Source organism: Mycobacterium sp. 1482292.6 (assembly GCF_001672995.1).
Classification (GTDB): Bacteria; Actinomycetota; Actinomycetes; order Mycobacteriales; family Mycobacteriaceae; genus Mycobacterium; species Mycobacterium europaeum_A.
Genome location: NZ_LZKV01000069.1, coordinates 65170 through 79634, shown reverse-complemented (window position 1 = coordinate 79634; position 14465 = coordinate 65170). Strand labels below are relative to the sequence as shown.

The 14465-nt window shown below is 65.8% G+C and carries 15 protein-coding genes; 10 read left to right on the top strand and 5 right to left on the bottom strand.

What is annotated here, in order from left to right; all coding sequences use genetic code 11:
- The first annotated feature begins 38 nt into the window (after positions 1 to 38).
- Positions 39 to 2930 carry an RND family transporter gene (locus tag A5624_RS06320; RefSeq protein WP_369827448.1) on the top strand — a complete coding sequence of 964 codons (2892 nt, stop codon included), beginning with the start codon at positions 39 to 41 and terminating at the stop codon, positions 2928 to 2930.
- Here A5624_RS06320 and A5624_RS06315 read toward each other — a convergent pair.
- Together A5624_RS06315 and A5624_RS06310 are read right to left on the bottom strand one after the other, a co-directional pair.
- On the bottom strand, positions 2858 to 3541 hold the full coding sequence (locus A5624_RS06315; protein ID WP_066863233.1) for a response regulator: 684 nt from the start codon (positions 3539 to 3541) through the stop codon (positions 2858 to 2860). The two genes, A5624_RS06320 and A5624_RS06315, sit on opposite strands and share 73 nt — an antisense overlap.
- Positions 3523 to 5208 (bottom strand): ATP-binding protein, encoded by a 1686-nt coding sequence (locus tag A5624_RS06310; protein ID WP_197518928.1) that lies wholly within the window; start codon positions 5206 to 5208, stop codon positions 3523 to 3525. The genes A5624_RS06315 and A5624_RS06310 overlap by 19 nt, the downstream gene beginning before the upstream one ends.
- A gap of 125 nt (positions 5209 to 5333) precedes the next feature.
- On the opposite strand from A5624_RS06310, the gene A5624_RS06305 reads away from it, so the two are divergent.
- Entirely contained in the window at positions 5334 to 6236 is a 903-nt protein-coding gene (locus A5624_RS06305; RefSeq protein WP_066863230.1) for an NAD(P)-dependent oxidoreductase, read from the top strand.
- Between the two features lie 32 nt (positions 6237 to 6268).
- Here A5624_RS06305 and A5624_RS06300 read toward each other — a convergent pair whose 3' ends face one another.
- Positions 6269 to 6838 carry a TetR family transcriptional regulator gene (locus A5624_RS06300; RefSeq protein WP_066863227.1) on the bottom strand — a complete coding sequence of 190 codons (570 nt, stop codon included), beginning with the start codon at positions 6836 to 6838 and terminating at the stop codon, positions 6269 to 6271.
- Positions 6839 to 6917: 79 nt separating this feature from the next.
- Here A5624_RS06300 and A5624_RS06295 point away from each other — a divergent pair, with 79 nt between their 5' ends.
- The 5 genes from A5624_RS06295 to A5624_RS06275 all read left to right on the top strand — a co-directional run bounded on the left by A5624_RS06295 (position 6918) and on the right by A5624_RS06275 (position 11077).
- Positions 6918 to 7736: a trans-aconitate 2-methyltransferase gene (locus A5624_RS06295; protein WP_066863224.1), complete on the top strand. Its 819-nt coding sequence runs from the start codon at positions 6918 to 6920 to the stop codon at positions 7734 to 7736.
- A complete protein-coding gene (locus A5624_RS06290; protein ID WP_066863221.1) occupies positions 7729 to 8583 on the top strand; it encodes a lysophospholipid acyltransferase family protein in 855 nt (284 codons plus the stop codon). Before A5624_RS06295 ends, A5624_RS06290 begins: the two co-directional genes overlap by 8 nt.
- A 59-nt stretch (positions 8584 to 8642) precedes the next feature.
- Positions 8643 to 9095 carry a helix-turn-helix transcriptional regulator gene (locus A5624_RS06285; protein ID WP_066863218.1) on the top strand — a complete coding sequence of 151 codons (453 nt, stop codon included), beginning with the start codon at positions 8643 to 8645 and terminating at the stop codon, positions 9093 to 9095.
- Positions 9096 to 9099: 4 nt separating this feature from the next.
- Positions 9100 to 9510: a VOC family protein gene (locus A5624_RS06280; RefSeq protein WP_066863215.1), complete on the top strand. Its 411-nt coding sequence runs from the start codon at positions 9100 to 9102 to the stop codon at positions 9508 to 9510.
- A 112-nt stretch (positions 9511 to 9622) separates the two neighbouring features.
- The gene (locus A5624_RS06275) at positions 9623 to 11077 is read left to right on the top strand and encodes an aldehyde dehydrogenase (RefSeq protein ID WP_066863211.1); all 1455 of its coding nucleotides are present in this window, start codon (positions 9623 to 9625) and stop codon (positions 11075 to 11077) included.
- 72 nt (positions 11078 to 11149) lie between these two features.
- Here A5624_RS06275 and A5624_RS06270 read toward each other — a convergent pair whose 3' ends face one another.
- A complete protein-coding gene (locus tag A5624_RS06270; RefSeq protein WP_066863208.1) occupies positions 11150 to 11404 on the bottom strand; it encodes a hypothetical protein in 255 nt (84 codons plus the stop codon).
- A gap of 168 nt (positions 11405 to 11572) precedes the next feature.
- Here A5624_RS06270 and A5624_RS06265 point away from each other — a divergent pair, with 168 nt between their 5' ends.
- On the top strand, positions 11573 to 12256 hold the full coding sequence (locus A5624_RS06265; RefSeq protein ID WP_066863205.1) for a hypothetical protein: 684 nt from the start codon (positions 11573 to 11575) through the stop codon (positions 12254 to 12256).
- A gap of 30 nt (positions 12257 to 12286) precedes the next feature.
- Positions 12287 to 13129 (top strand): SAM-dependent methyltransferase, encoded by an 843-nt coding sequence (locus A5624_RS06260; RefSeq protein WP_066863202.1) that lies wholly within the window; start codon positions 12287 to 12289, stop codon positions 13127 to 13129.
- A gap of 12 nt (positions 13130 to 13141) precedes the next feature.
- Here A5624_RS06260 and A5624_RS06255 read toward each other — a convergent pair whose 3' ends face one another.
- Positions 13142 to 13990: a family 16 glycosylhydrolase gene (locus tag A5624_RS06255; RefSeq protein ID WP_066863199.1), complete on the bottom strand. Its 849-nt coding sequence runs from the start codon at positions 13988 to 13990 to the stop codon at positions 13142 to 13144.
- A gap of 248 nt (positions 13991 to 14238) precedes the next feature.
- On the opposite strand from A5624_RS06255, the gene A5624_RS28055 reads away from it, so the two are divergent.
- Positions 14239 to 14451: a hypothetical protein gene (locus A5624_RS28055; RefSeq protein WP_156748866.1), complete on the top strand. Its 213-nt coding sequence runs from the start codon at positions 14239 to 14241 to the stop codon at positions 14449 to 14451.
- Positions 14452 to 14465 lie beyond the last annotated feature (14 nt).

Here is a 14465-nt window from a genome sequence, read left to right as displayed (position 1 = left end):
CTGTGCTGGGCCGCCTCATCAGCCGTGCACCTTGGCTCGTGATCGCCGTCTGGCTCGCGGCAGTCGGCGTTCTGGCGGTGGCCTTCCCCTCCCTGACGAAGGTGGTGGAAAATCAAACCGTTCAGGCACTTCCGGCCAAAGACCTGGCGGCGGCCGACCAGATGGCCAAGGATTTCGGTGAATCCGCGCAGAACATCCTGATCGTCGTGCTCACCGATGGCAACGGGCTGACACCCGCCGACGAGGGGGTCTATGGCAGGCTGGCCGCCAGGTTGCGCGCCGATACCCGCGATGTGGCCGGCGTGCACGACCTCGTCACCATGCCCGCTCTGCGCCCTTCGATGGTCAGTGCCGACAACAAGGCGTTCTACCTTGCGGTGGACCTCAAAGCGCCCGCGGGCTCCCCGGAGTCCTCTCAGGCTTATCAGCGGATTGCAGCAGTCACCGAACGCTCCGCCACGGGCTCCGCGCTGACCGCGCAGGTGACCGGACAAGCCGCCGTCGTCGGTGACATGTCAATCGTGACGGCCCACGACATGCACTTGATTGAAATCGCCACCGCCGCACTGGTGCTCACCATCCTGTCGGTGATCTATCGGCGCCCGGTCACCGTGTTGGTGCCCTTGCTCACCATCGGATTTTCGGTGGCCTCGGCCCAGGGCATAGTGTCCGCGCTGAATCAGCTGGGGTTAGGTGTGTCCGCACCGACGATCGCATTGATGACCGCGATGATCGTCGGCGCCGGCACCGATTACGCCGTTTTCTTGATCAGCCGTTACCACGAGTACCTGCGGTCGGGTGCCGACTCCGACCTCGCAGTACAGAAAGCATTGACCTCCATTGGCAAGGTCATTGCCGGCTCGGCGGCCACGGTCGCCCTCACTTTTTTGGGCATGATCTTCACCCGCCTACCCGCGTTCACAACTGTTGGCCCGGCACTTGCTATCTCGATCCTGATCGCCTTTCTCGCCGCGATCACGTTGTTGCCCGCCACGCTCGTCCTTGCAGGCCGGCGCGGTTGGGTGGCGCCCCGAAAAGCTCTGACTGGCCGGCTGTGGCAGAGGTCAGGCGTGCTGATCGTTCGCCGGCCCAAGATGCATCTCCTGATCAGTCTGGCACTGCTGGTCGCGCTGGCCTCCTGCGCCGCCTTCCTATCACCCACCTTCAACGACCGTATGCAGCTGCCGCAGTCGGCACCGAGCAATGTCGGCTTCACGGCGATGGAACGTCATTTCGCGACCAGTGCACTGCTGCCGCAGTACATCTACGTGCGCTCGCCACGCGACCTCCGTACCCCACAAGCCTTGGCCGACCTGGAGCAGATGGCCCAACGCGTTTCGCAGCTGCCCGATATCGCCGCGGTGCGCGGCGTCACGCGACCCAACGGCCAACCGCTCGATCAGACAAAACTGAGTTTTCAAGCCGGACAGGTAGGCACCAACCTCGAGAATGCCTCAACCCAAGTCTCCGGCAGAAGCGACGACCTCGACGCATTGACCGCTGGCGCGGACAAACTGGCGGCAAGTCTCGGCCAGGTTCGCGACCAGACCCATATTGCTGCCAGGCCAGCAATGGAACTCGGCACGACCTTGAACCAGGTGCGACAGCAGCTGGTCGCCGCGTCGCAGTTCTTGGACACCCTGCGTGGGCTGGCGAACACCGGGTCCGCCGCGCCGCTGGTCGACGGTGCCGTTGACGCGGTCGGCCCCATGATCGACGCCTTGAACGTGAGTCCGCAATGCAACGCAGACCCTGCGTGCACTGCTGGCCGCGCGCAACTGCGACAACTAGCCCCGCCGCGAAACGGCGGTACGTTGATTGCGCAGATCGCCCCTGTGGTGCAACGGCTCGCGACGATGATGCAGCGGCTGAGCGCACTGTTGGCGGCGGCAGGCAATACCGACGTGCCCCAACGGTTGGTTCGGCTGCAACAAGGTGCCGACGCGCTCGCCGACGGGAGCCAGCGGCTGGACCAGGGAGTGCGCACACTCGTCGAACAGACCAAGAAGATGGGCGTCGGAATGAACCAGGCGGCCGACCTGCTGCTCTCGATGAATCGTGACGCGTCGCAAACCGCCATGGCGGGCATGTACATCCCGCCCAAGGTGATCACGTCGGACGACTTCAAGAACGCCGCGAAGATGCTCATCTCGGCCGACGGGCGTTCGGTGCGCTTCATCGTCGAGACGAAATTCGATCCGTTCAGCACAACCGCAATGGATCAGGTGGCGTCGATCCTCAATACTGCTCGCGGCGCCCAGCCCAACACCTCACTCTCGGATGCATCGATATCGGTCGTCGGCACCACCGCGATGTACAGCGCGATGCGGAGCTACTTCAACGACGACGTCCGTCTGATCGTCATCGTGACGCTCGCGGTTGTCTTCTTTATCCTCGTCGCACTGCTGCGGTCCATCGTGGCTCCGCTGTATCTTATTGCCTCCGTGGTGATCTCGTTTCTATCGGCGTTGGGCGTGGGAGTCGTCGTCTTCCAGTTCGTGCTCGATCAGGCCATCTATTGGAACGTGCCGGCCATGGCGTTCATCGTGCTGGTCGCCGTCGGAGCGGACTACAACCTGCTCTTGATCACACGGATTCGCGAGGAGTCAGCCTCGGGCGTCAAAAGCGGAGTCATCCGTGCCGTTCGTTCGACCGGTGGTGTCATCACCTCGGCCGGCATCATTTTCGCGGCCTCGATGTTCGGGCTCCTATTCGGCAGCCTGTCTTCCATGGTGCAAACCGGGATGATCATCGGTGTAGGGCTGTTGGTCGACACCTTTGTGGTGCGCACCATTACGGTGCCGGCTCTGGCGGCAATGCTCGGCCGGGCGAACTGGTGGCCCGGCAAGGCGATCACTCAGCGGGGTAGACGCCTTCGTCGCTTGTCGATCGCTACGAATTCCTGCTCGGGTCGTCCCGTGGCTCCGTAACGCAGGCCCACGGTGAGGTCACCGGTGCTGGCCAACGCCGCCAGATACCGTTGGGCGGTTGCCCTCGATATCCCGATCGCAGCAGAAACTTCCGCCGCCGACATCGGCTTGTTCGATGTTCCTAAGGCTTGCAGCACAAGCTGTTTGGTGGAGGAAGCCGCCAGGGTGGCCGGCTGGGAAGGAGCAATCCTCGGGCGCAGCGCGTCGAGTGCCGCGTCCACGTCGCTGGAGCTCAGATTGGGGCTGGAAAGGATTTTGCGGTACCGCGCATAGCCGGCCAGCCGCGCGGCGAGGTCTGTGGTCGCGAACGGCTTCACGAGATAGCTCAGAGCCCCGGCCGACATTGCTGCTCGGATCGTGGTGGCCTCGGTTGCCGCCGTCAGTACCATGCTGTCGCCGCGTAATTCACGGACAAGATCAATTCCGGACCCGTCGGGTAGGTAGACGTCCACCAACGCAAGATCGACGGCGTCGGCCTTGCGCGCGGCGTCGAGCGTGTTGACGGTGGCGACCACCGTGAAGCCGCCAAGCGTATTGACGACCTCCGCGTGCATATTGGCGACGCGGAAGTCGTCATCGACAACCAGCACCGTCAGGTCTGCGTCGCCCATTGCGCCTCCTCTACCATCACGCCTGGCAGTCGAGCGATGAACTCCGCGCCCCGCAGCTGCATCTCGGTGTTCCCGGGACTGGCCAGCCATAGATCGCCACCCAGCGAGCGGCTGATCTGACGCGACAACGCGAGCCCGATACCCCGGCCGCCCGGGATGCCGGAGTCCGGCTTGGTCGTCCTGCCCTCGGTGAACAGATCGCCAACGAACTCGGGCGCGACGCCGTCGCCGCTGTCGGCCACCGTGACATGCAGCGTCGAACCGTCCTGCAATAGCTCGACTTCCACTTCTCTGGGCTCGGTATCGCTCACCCGAGCGGCATCGATGGCGTTGTCCAGCAGGTTGCCCACCACGGTGGTGACATCGACTGGCAGCACGAGCCGGCCTGACACCCAGGTGTTCTCACCGATCTTCAGCGTCACGCCGGCTTCGCGCGCGGCCGCAGCCTTGGCCGCCAAAAAGGCCTGCAGGTACGCATCGCGGATCGAGTCGATGCCCGGTAGCGCGGATCCCAACGGGCCGGAGCCGAGAAGCTCTTCCAGATATTGCAACCCCTCGTCGACATGGCCGCCGTGCAACAGCCCGTTCAGTAGGTGCAGACGGTTGGCGAACTCATGGCGCTGTGCGCGCAGCACGGTGCTCATCACCTGCACCGCGTCGAGTTGCCGCGTCAGTGATTCGACATCGGTTCTGTCCCGCACCACCAGCACGGTTCCCAGCTCGCGTCCTTCTCGCAATACCGGCCGCGCGGAGACCACTACGATCCGACCACCGACATTGGCGAGCGTTGGCGCCGAATCGGCCGCTTTGAAAACGTCACGGACCCGCGGGGTCAACCCGATGTCATCGACGGAGCCGCCTGTGTCGCTACCGATCTCGAGAAGCCGGCACGCCTCATCGTTGACGAAGGTGATGTTCCAGGAGGTGTCGGCTGCCAGCACGCCCTCGCCGATGCCTTGCAGCACCGCCGCCTGGCTGCGCACCAGCTCGACGATCTCGGCCGGCCGCAAACCCAGCGTCAGCCCTCGCCAACGCCTGGCCAGCAACACGCAGCCGACCACACCGACCACCAGGAGAACTCCTCCCATCGCGGCCAGCACGCGCAGATTGCCAGAAAACTGTTCATCGAACGCCCTCGTGGAGATGCCAACGCCGACGAAACCCAGCACACGATCAGAACCCGCGTCCAGCACCGGAACCCTGGCAACTATCGACCGGCCGTAGACCGTGATTTCATGAAATGTCTCCTCGCGCCCGGCAAGGGCCTGCGTGATATCGCTACCGACCATCCGGGCCAAGTTGTGCCGATCGGGAGAGGCGAGCCTGATGCCACGCATGTTGGCGATCACCACAAACGACACGTGCGTGCGCTGTTCGACGTGTGACGCAACGCTTTGAATTGGACCGACCGCAAGTTCGTCGACCAGTGCAGGGCTTGCGGTCAACGGGGTGTCGTTGTAGCGGGAGATGTTGTTGATGACCGTCGGGGAAGAGGCCACTACCCGAGCTATATCCAAGGCGTGAACGCCATACTCGACGTCTAGACGGTGACGGTTGAATGCGGCGAACAAACCAAACGCGACGATCAACGTCAGCGTCACCACAACGAGCTGCACCAGCAGTACCTGGGTGCCGAGTCGCAGGTCGATGCGGCCTGTGGCGGCCATGCAAAGACCCTATCGCTCTCGTGAGCAAAATGCGCGAAAGTTCACGATCGCGGAGGCGCAACCACCCCGAACAAGGGTGGACGGTTATGCAACATCCAGTTTCGTCACCGCATACCATTGCGCCCATGCGCGGCGCAAAAATCCTGATCACCGGCCCGACCGGTCAAATCGCCACCCCCATCGCCCGGGCGCTGGCCGGCGACAACGAGGTCTGGGGGATCGCCCGGTTCACCGACACCGCCGCGCGTGAAGGCCTTGAGAAGGCCGGAATCCGTTGCGAGAAGGTGAATCTCGCGGCCGGCGACTTCACCGGTGTGCCAACCGATTTCGACTATGTCCTCAACCTGGCGGTGGCCAAGAGCGGTAGCTGGGACAAGGACCTTGCGGCCAACGCGGAGTCGGTCGGCCTGCTGATGGCCCACTGTCGCACCGCAAAGGCCTTCCTGCATTGCTCGTCGGCGGCCGTCTACGACCCGCCGGACGACGAGCCGCGCAGCGAGCGGTCCGCCCTGGGCGACAACCACAAGCCACTCTTTCCCACCTATTCCATTTCCAAGATCGCCGGGGAAGTGGTGGCCCGGTCGGCGGCTCGCATTCTGGGCCTGCCCACCACGATCGCGCGGCTCAACGTTCCCTACGGCGACAACGGTGGTTGGCCGTTCTATCACATGGAGATGATGCTGGGCGGCATCCCGATTCCCGTCCCGCCCGGTGAACCCGCGCGCTACAACCCCATTCACGAGGACGACATCATCGCCACCATCCCCAAGCTGCTCGAGGCCGCGTCGGTCCCGGCGACCACGGTCAACTGGTGCGGAGACCAGACCGTCAGCTTGCAGGAGTGGTGCGACTACCTCGGGTCGCTAATCGGCGCCGAACCGGTCTTCGAGCCGAGCGAGCAAGCGCTACGCGGCAATCCCACCACCATCGACCGGATGCACGAGCTCATCGGCGGCACCTCGGTCGACTGGCGCGACGGAATCCGTCGCATGGCGGCCAAGTACCACCCGGAGCTCGTTGGCGTCTAACCGGTTGCGGCACAACATTATCGGCGAACACATCAGGCTCGGCCCCGGATAAGCCGGGCCGCGGCCTCCACCGCGGCGGCGCGGCGGCGTGCGATGACGTCCGCGTCCGTGGTCGCCGCGTCGGGGTCGGGCCAGTGGGCCCAGGCCAGCCCGATGCCGAACAGCAGCACCAGCAGCTGCCTCGGGTCCCACGACGGATCGACGTGACCGTCTAGGCGGGCGCGTTCCAGCGCCGCGACCGCCCTGTCGGGCGGGGACTCGCCGTCGAACTCGGGCTTGTCGAGCGGAAAGCCCTCCAGCCGCGCCCAGGTGATCATCCGCAGGTGTTCCGGCCGGTTCTGGGCGAGATCGAAGATGTCACCGACGAACTCGGGGACCGCGTCGGGGCGCACCTGAACGGCGCGGAAGAACTCCGCGCCGTCAGCGGCGACCACATCGCGGAACAGGGTCTCCTTGTCGCCGAAATGCGCGTACAAACGTTCCTTGCTGGCACTGGCGGCCCGCGCGATGCGGTCGATCCGGGCGCCCGCCAATCCGTATTGCGCGAATTCCGCGCGAGCGGCGGCGAGAATTTCGCCGCGCAGCTCAGTGGTGGTCCTCACAGACTCATCATAGGCGGACGAACTGGTTCGTTTGTTACGGTGGTGGGAGCACACCGGAAAGCGCAAAGGAGACGGGGCGATGGGGACGGCCAGAACACTCGATCAAACTGCGATCGCGACGATGCCGCGGGGCGGACCCGATGCGTCGTGGCTGGATCGCCGGTTCGAGACCGATACGCCGGAGTACCTCGATCGCGAAGACGTCGCCGACGAGGTCAAGCAGAAGGTCATCGGGATGCTGGATCGCATCGGCACGCTGACCAACCAGCACGAGACATTCGCGCGGATGGCCCTGGATGTCGTGGCCGACATCCCCAACCCCCGCGTCCTGGAACTGGGCGCGGGTCACGGCAAACTGTCCGCCAAAATCCTGGAGCTGCACCCCACGGCGACAGTCACCGTCTCGGATGTGGACGCGACCTCGGTGGCCAACATCGGCGCCGGTGCGCTCGGCGCTCATCCACGTGCGCAGGCAAAACTGATCGACGCGACGGCGATCGACGCCGCGGACGACAGCTATGACCTGGTGGTGTTCGCGATGGCGTTTCACCACCTGCCGCCGGCAGTGGCTTGTCGTGCCATCGCCGAGGCCACCCGGGTAGGCAAGCGGTTCTTGGTCATCGACCTCAAGAGGCGAAGTCCGTTGGCCACGTTGCTGTTTCCGGTGGTGACGCTGCCGGTGAACCTGGTGCTGTTGCCGTGGTCGTGGATACACCCGTGCCTGCACGACGGGTTCATCAGCGCGTTGCGGGCCTACAGCACGTCGGCGCTCGAGGCCCTCGGCCACAGCGCCGGCCCCGACATCCGGATGCAGGTGTTGGCTTCGCCGCGGCGACGCGGGATGCCGTCGCACGCCGTCGTGTTCTCGCGTCCGGAGGGACCCGCCGACCATGAGTGACGGACCCGATCTCGTCGCCATCACCGACCCCGGCGAGCGTGTCCGGGCGCTGCGCCGGGTGCTCGATGCGGTGACCGATGGGCTGCACCCCGTGCTGAACCTGTCCCGTCCGTACGTCGACGGGCTGGAGAATCTGCCGCCCGACGGTCGATTCCTGTTGGTGGGCAACCACACTCAGCTCGGCTCCGAGGTCTTTCTGATTGCGGATGCGGTGCGGCGCAGCATCGGAACGCGGGTACGGCCACTGGCCGACCGGAATTTCGGGCGGCTGCGCGGATTGCCCGCCGATCTGATGGCGGCGTTCGGCGGCGTGATCGGCGCACCCGAGAATGCGCGTGAACTGATGCGCCACGACGAAACCATCCTGGTGTTCCCCGGCGGCGGAGGCGAGATCGCGAAATTCAAAGGCGAGGAGTACACGCTGCGCTGGCAAGGGCGCTCGGGCTTCGCCCGCCTTTCGGTCGAAAATGGCTACCCGATCGTGCCGGTCGGCCTGGTCGGGGGCGACGACGTGTATCGCAGTTGGACCACCCGCGACAGCGCATACGCGAAAGTCAGTGCGGCCCTGAGCCGGCGATTGAATGGCCGGCCGGACATGGCGATGCCGTTGCTGCGGGGGATCGGGCCGACGCTCATCCCGCGCCCGCAGCGGATGTATCTGCGGTTCGGCCCTGCGATCGACACCACGACGCCGCTCGGCGTCGAAAACGAACAGTGGGTGGACATCGTCAGGGAGCGGGCCCGGCTGCAGTTGGAAGACATCCTGGCCGACCTGCTCCGGCTGCGCGGGCAGGACCCCTACCGCGGGCTGAACCCGCTGGCCTGGCGCAGCGCCACAATGGCCTGAGGACGAAACACCCCGAGAGAGGTGCACCCTCAACAGGTCGGGGTGGCAGCATCACGTAGGTGACCAACACACCGGACGCCGCGGCGCAGCGCCTGCGCACCCTGGTCCTGTTGCGCCGCGTTCGGGACCGCATCGACCGGGACTACCGGCAGCCGTTGGACGTCGAAGCGCTCGCGCGCGGGGTGCACATGTCCGCCGGCCACCTCAGCCGCGAATTCCGGCGTGCCTACGGCGAATCGCCGTATTCGTATTTGATGACGCGTCGCATTGAGCGGGCGATGGCGCTGCTGCGCCGGGGCGACCTGAGCGTGACCGAGGTCTGCTTCGCGGTCGGCTGCTCGTCGCTGGGCACCTTCAGCACCCGATTCACCGAATTGGTCGGTGTGCCGCCCAGCACCTACCGCCGCCAGGCTGCTGACGCGCTGGCGGGCATGCCGCCATGCGTGGTCAAACAGGTGACCAGACCGATCAGGAATCGAGAAGCAGCTGCCATCGGACCGCACCTAACCTGACCGCATGGACATCACCATTCACTCGAGTTTCCTTCCCCACACGGACCCGGAATCATCGCTCGCCTTCTATCGCGACGTCCTCGGCTTTGAAGTTCGCCTGGACGTCGGGAAGGGCACGATGCGCTGGATCACGGTGGGTCCGCCACACCAGCCGGACACGTCCATCGTCTTGAACCCGCCGGCCGCCAATCCGGGCATCACCGACGACGAGCGCCGCACCATCGCCGAGATGATGGCCAAGGGCAGCTACGCCACGCTGCTGCTGGCCACCAAGGATCTCGACGGCACCTTCGAACGGCTGCAGGCCGGCGACGTCGACATCGTCCAAGAACCCACCGACCAGCCGTATGGGCTTCGCGACTGCGCCGTCCGCGATCCCGCCGGAAACCTCATCCGCATCCAGGAATCGCGCTGAGCCCATCCGCGTGCGGATGCTTGACCAGCCGTGTGCACAATGCTAAGCAAGTGCTCAGCACTGAGCGCACGGGGCGCCGGGGCGCCACGACTGGCAAGACGAAAGGGATCAGATGACGGTGCAGGCGGTATTGGACGACATTCGCAAGCGCCCCGGAACGGGGGACGTCATCGCGGTCATCGATCCCGCGACCGAGGAGACGATCACCGAGTTCACCGACTGCGGGCAGGAAGCGGTCAATGACGCAGCGGCCAAAGCGAAGGCGACCTTCGAGTCCGGCGTCTGGGCGGAGCTGCCGGGCCGCGAGCGGGCCAAGATCTTGTGGCGGATCGGCGAACTGATCGACGAGCACGCCGAGGAGTTCGCCCAACTGGACTCGCTCAACACCGGCATGCCGTTGCTGCAGGCCCAATTGCAGATGTCGACCTGCTCGGAGTTCTTCCGCTACTACGCCGGTTGGTGTTCGAAGATCAACGGCGTCGCCTACGACGTGAAGACCGACGGCATCGCCACCGACAACTACGTCAACATGCACGCCTACACGCTGAAGGAGCCGTACAGCGTTGTGGGACTGATCTTTCCGTGGAACGGCCCCATCTTCAACGCCAGCGCGAAGCTGGCACCGGCCCTGGCGGCGGGCGGCAGCCTGCTCGTCAAGCCGGCCGAGGAGACCCCGCTGTCGGCGCTGCTGCTGGACCGGCTCATCCACGAGGCCGGGGTGCCCGAGGGGGTGGTCAACCTGCTGACCGGATACGGCCACACCGCCGGCGCCGCGATCACCGCGCACCCGGATGTCGAGAAGGTGGCCTTCACCGGCTCGACCGAAGTCGGCAAGGAGATCGTGCGGGCCTCCGCCGACAACCTGAAGAAGGTCACGCTCGAACTCGGCGGGAAGTCGCCGGTGCTGATCTTCGACGACGCGAACCTGGACAACGCCATCATGATGGCGTCGCTGGGCATCTTCGTGCACTCCGGCCAGGGCTGCGTATGCGGGTCGCGCATCTTCGCCCAGCGCGGCGTCTACGACCGGGTCGTGGAAGGCATTGCGATGATGGCGAATTCGTTCAAGTTGGGCGCCCCCAGCGAGGAGGGCTGTGTCAGCGGGCCGCTGATCAGCCAGAAGCAGCTGAACCGGGTCATGGGCTTCATCGACGAAGGCCGCAGCGACGGCGTCGAGGTGGTCACCGGCGGCCACCGGCTGGACCGCAAGGGCTACTTCGTCCACCCGACGGTGCTCACCAACGTCGACACCAGCATGCGGCTCTACCAGCAGGAGATCTTCGGTCCGGTGGTCACCATCCTGCCGTTCGACGACGAAGACGAGGCCGTGGCGCTGGCCAACGACACCACCTACGGCTTGGCGGCCACCGCCTGGACGGAGAACCTCGGTCGGGCCCACCGGATCATGCGCCGACTGCAGGCCGGCAGCGTGCAGGTCAACTGCCAGCTGGTGTTCGACCACGATGTCCCGTTCGGCGGGTACAAGCAGTCCGGCTGGGGTCACGAGTTCGGCAAAGAGGGCCTCGAGATCTACCTCAAGACGAAGTCGGTCTGGGCTCAGCTCTAAAGCTATTGCGCCACAACGGAAAGTCCCGGACCCGTACCAGGTCCGGGACTTCTCCGACGGCCGTCAGACGAGTCAAGATCCCTTGTTGTAGCGGGTGAGGAATCCGACGGAGGCCACCGCGGCGGCCGTGCCGATCACACCCCACAACACCACCTGGAAGGCCATCGCGCCGAAGAACCAGCCGAAAGTCATTCCGAGGTAGAGCATCCAGATCAGTCGGTAGACGCTCCAGAGCGCAAGCAGCCCGGTGCTGATCCCGATGTACAGGCTGCGCTGCCGATCGACGCGGTTGATCTGCTCTTGGATGCTGGTCGGCACGATGTTCATTTGCTGTCTTCCTTTCCTGGGTCGCCACCTCCTTGGCGGCGTCATGGCAGCAAGTACAGCCCCGGCCCGCGGCTACCGATCCCAATCACCCGTCACCGCCCAAACCGGCCCGCCGAATCCACGGCGCGCCCTACCCTGCAGGAGGGGGCCTGACGAAGGGTTGGCTCGATGAACGTGACGCGCTGTGCGGCCCGGATCTTCACCGTTGCCGCGCTCGCCCTGCCGATCCTGTCGACGGCGGCGGCCGGGCCCGCGGCGGCGGATCCGCCGCCCACCCAGTCGATCACGGTGATGGCCGTCGGGCCCAGCGGTGAAGCGATCAACGGCTACCACGTGGCGTCCGGGCCCGGCAACGTCGGGCAGGCGAGCGACTGCTCGGAACCGTCGCCGTCGGCGGTGGCCGACAACGTCTACTACTGTTCGCCGAGCGCGGCCGGAGCCGGCACATGCTGGCCGTCCACGCCGGGATCGCTTCTGTGCGTGGACAATCCGTGGGACATGCAAATGCACCGGGTCACCTTCGACGGTCACCTTCCGCCCGTGCACCCGACCGCCGCCCCGGACCCGTTCGCGCTCACCCTCGACGACGGCACCCGCTGCCTGCTGCGCAACGGTGGCGCGTGGGGCGGGCGCGCCGACGGGTACGTCGGCGTCTACGGATGCGGCGGCGCCGGTAGTGACCTGGCCGTGCTGTGGCTGCCCAGTCAGGGTGCCGGATCCTGCATCGATCGCTCGTCGTCGGCGTGGACCGTCAAAGTCGGTCGCCTCGGCGCGCCCGACGCCGTTCTTCCACCGCCCGCCACCCGTGGGGTGACCGCCGCGTGGTTCGCGGGAGGCAGGGCCGGCCAATAGGGCGGCGCCGGTACTGCTATAACGCAACGTATGTCTGGTCCAGGGCACACGATCACCCATGTTTCCGATACCGCCCGGTGGACGGCGTTGCACCGGGCAACCGAAACGCTGCGCCCCGACGCGCTGTTCAGCGACCCGCTCGCCGAACGTCTCGCGGGAGAGCACGGCCGCGCGATCGTCGCGGGAGTTCCCTGGACGGACCGCAGCGGTTGGTGGCTGGTCGCACGGACCAAGCTCATCGACGACGCCATCGCAGCCGCACTCGCCCAGGGCTGTGACCGCGTCCTGAACCTGGCCGCCGGCCTGGACACGCGGCCCTATCGCTTGGAGCTCCCACCCGACCTGACCTGGATCGAGGCCGACCTACCCAAGCTGCTCGCCGAAAAGACGCAAATCCTCGCCGATCAGACACCGCGCTGCCGGCTGAACCGCGTCGCGGTCGACCTCGCCGACCCACACGCCCGGGACGCCTTCCTCGACGAGGCGCTGGCCGGCGCGACGAAGGCCTTCGTGCTGACCGAGGGGCTGTCGATGTACCTGGAGGCGTCCGACGTCGCCGCCCTTTCGGGTGCGATCAAGCGACCCGAGGTCACCTGGTGGATGATCGATTTCGCCTTTCCCGGTCTCAAAGAGCGGATCAACAAGAACGTCGCCGGGATTTCGGAAAACGCACCCTTCAAGTTCGCGCCCGAAAACGGGTTGGCCTTCTTCGAAGACCTCGGCTGGCGAGCCGTCGAAGCGGAATCGCTGCTGGTGGCCGCCAAACGGTTCGGCCGACTACCGATCTTCATGCGCCCGTTCGCCTGGCTGCGATCGGATTTGCGCCGTCCGGGTGGCAGGCCGACGACGGCGGTCGCGCTGCTGACGCACTGAGGACGCGCCGCCCTACCAGACGCGAATCCAGTCGACGAGCATGTCGGCGGGGTAGCTGCCCGGGCCCGGGTCTTCCCCGCCCGATCCGGCCACCGCCAGGTTGAAGACCGGATAGACCGTGTAGCCCGCACCGTTGAACGGCCAGTCCGGCAGCGAACTCGCCGGCACGTCGAAGTAGGGCGCGGCGCCCTCGGTGTAGTCCTTCCAGAACCGGATGCCCGCCTCGTCCCACTGCGTGCGCCAGGTATGCCAGGCGCTGTCCACCGCGATGTTGTGCGTCTTCCATTCGCCGCCGTTGGCCTTGGCGTGCACGGTGGTGGCCGACGGCCACTTGCCGTTGCCGTACCACTCCATGACGTCGATCTCGCCCTGATCGTCGTTGCCGAGCCAGTACGCGGGCCAGGCGCCCGCGGTCAGGCAGTTCAGCTTGATCCGGGCCTCCCAGGTGTGGCCGACGCCGCCGCGCCACAGGCTCTGCACCTTGCCGCTGTAGTAGGTGGGGCCGTCCTTGGCGGCGCGCAGCACCAGGTTGGAACTCCCGTCCACGAACACGTTGCGGCGATCGTCGCGGTACTGCCCGATGTGCTCGGGCAGCTCCCAATAGGTCGGGTCCTTGATCGTCTCGCGGGCTTTGGCCACCGCCCACTTCGACGCGTCGGGGGCCGACCCCGCCGGACCATCGAATTCGTCCGAGAAGATGTAGTTCCCGGATTGGCCGCTGGGCGCGGCGGGCGGCGGTATCCGGCCGGCAGGCTCGTCCTGTCTGGCAGGGGAGGCCCAGGCGTTCGAGGTGGGCAGCGCTGCTGCCAGCACCCCGATCCCGGTCGTCAAGATCATGCGGCGGCGATCAATCTCCGGCATAAGCAAGGGACCCTAGCAGCCCACCGGGCACGAGGTTGAAACGGAATTCTGTCGGTGCCCGTCGCTATGGTTCTGATCGCGGTCGGACCAGCGTGGACGACAGCACGGCAGTGGCAACGGATTACGCGCGCAAATTCACGGCCAATTCTCACCTTGGCGGGTGGTTTGGTCTCAGGATTCGGCGGGCATCCTGGAATCACGATCCGATAACCACACTGTTGTAGCTTTTGCGGGTGGTACTGAGAGGAGTGACGATCGTGGCGAATACACCAGAAGGCACGGTTATTTTCCTTCAGTCCCATCCAGCATGGGCCGCCGCGCAGCGTCGCGAACGCGAACGCAATGCGGCAATGCGTCGTCATCCCTCATTTCGCGCGCGCCAGCGCGCCGCAGCGGGGAACCCGGTCGTTCCGCTGGTCCGCGACTTCAAGCTCTACTCGAGCGGCAACACCCCGGCCTGAATTTCGCCACGAAT

What these genes read in the sequence shown, in the direction of transcription:
- A5624_RS06265 (WP_066863205.1), top strand. Translation starts at nt 11,573, where the DNA reads ATGAACGTGACGCGCTGTGCGGCCCGGATCTTCACCGTTGCCGCGCTC.
- A5624_RS06280 (WP_066863215.1), top strand. Translation starts at nt 9,100, where the DNA reads ATGGACATCACCATTCACTCGAGTTTCCTTCCCCACACGGACCCGGAA.
- A5624_RS06270 (WP_066863208.1), bottom strand. Translation starts at nt 11,404, where the DNA reads ATGAACATCGTGCCGACCAGCATCCAAGAGCAGATCAACCGCGTCGAT.
- A5624_RS06305 (WP_066863230.1), top strand. Translation starts at nt 5,334, where the DNA reads ATGCGCGGCGCAAAAATCCTGATCACCGGCCCGACCGGTCAAATCGCC.
- A5624_RS06290 (WP_066863221.1), top strand. Translation starts at nt 7,729, where the DNA reads ATGAGTGACGGACCCGATCTCGTCGCCATCACCGACCCCGGCGAGCGT.
- A5624_RS06255 (WP_066863199.1), bottom strand. Translation starts at nt 13,990, where the DNA reads ATGCCGGAGATTGATCGCCGCCGCATGATCTTGACGACCGGGATCGGG.
- A5624_RS06275 (WP_066863211.1), top strand. Translation starts at nt 9,623, where the DNA reads ATGACGGTGCAGGCGGTATTGGACGACATTCGCAAGCGCCCCGGAACG.
- A5624_RS06310 (WP_197518928.1), bottom strand. Translation starts at nt 5,208, where the DNA reads ATGGCCGCCACAGGCCGCATCGACCTGCGACTCGGCACCCAGGTACTG.
- A5624_RS06295 (WP_066863224.1), top strand. Translation starts at nt 6,918, where the DNA reads ATGGGGACGGCCAGAACACTCGATCAAACTGCGATCGCGACGATGCCG.
- A5624_RS06260 (WP_066863202.1), top strand. Translation starts at nt 12,287, where the DNA reads ATGTCTGGTCCAGGGCACACGATCACCCATGTTTCCGATACCGCCCGG.
- A5624_RS06315 (WP_066863233.1), bottom strand. Translation starts at nt 3,541, where the DNA reads ATGGGCGACGCAGACCTGACGGTGCTGGTTGTCGATGACGACTTCCGC.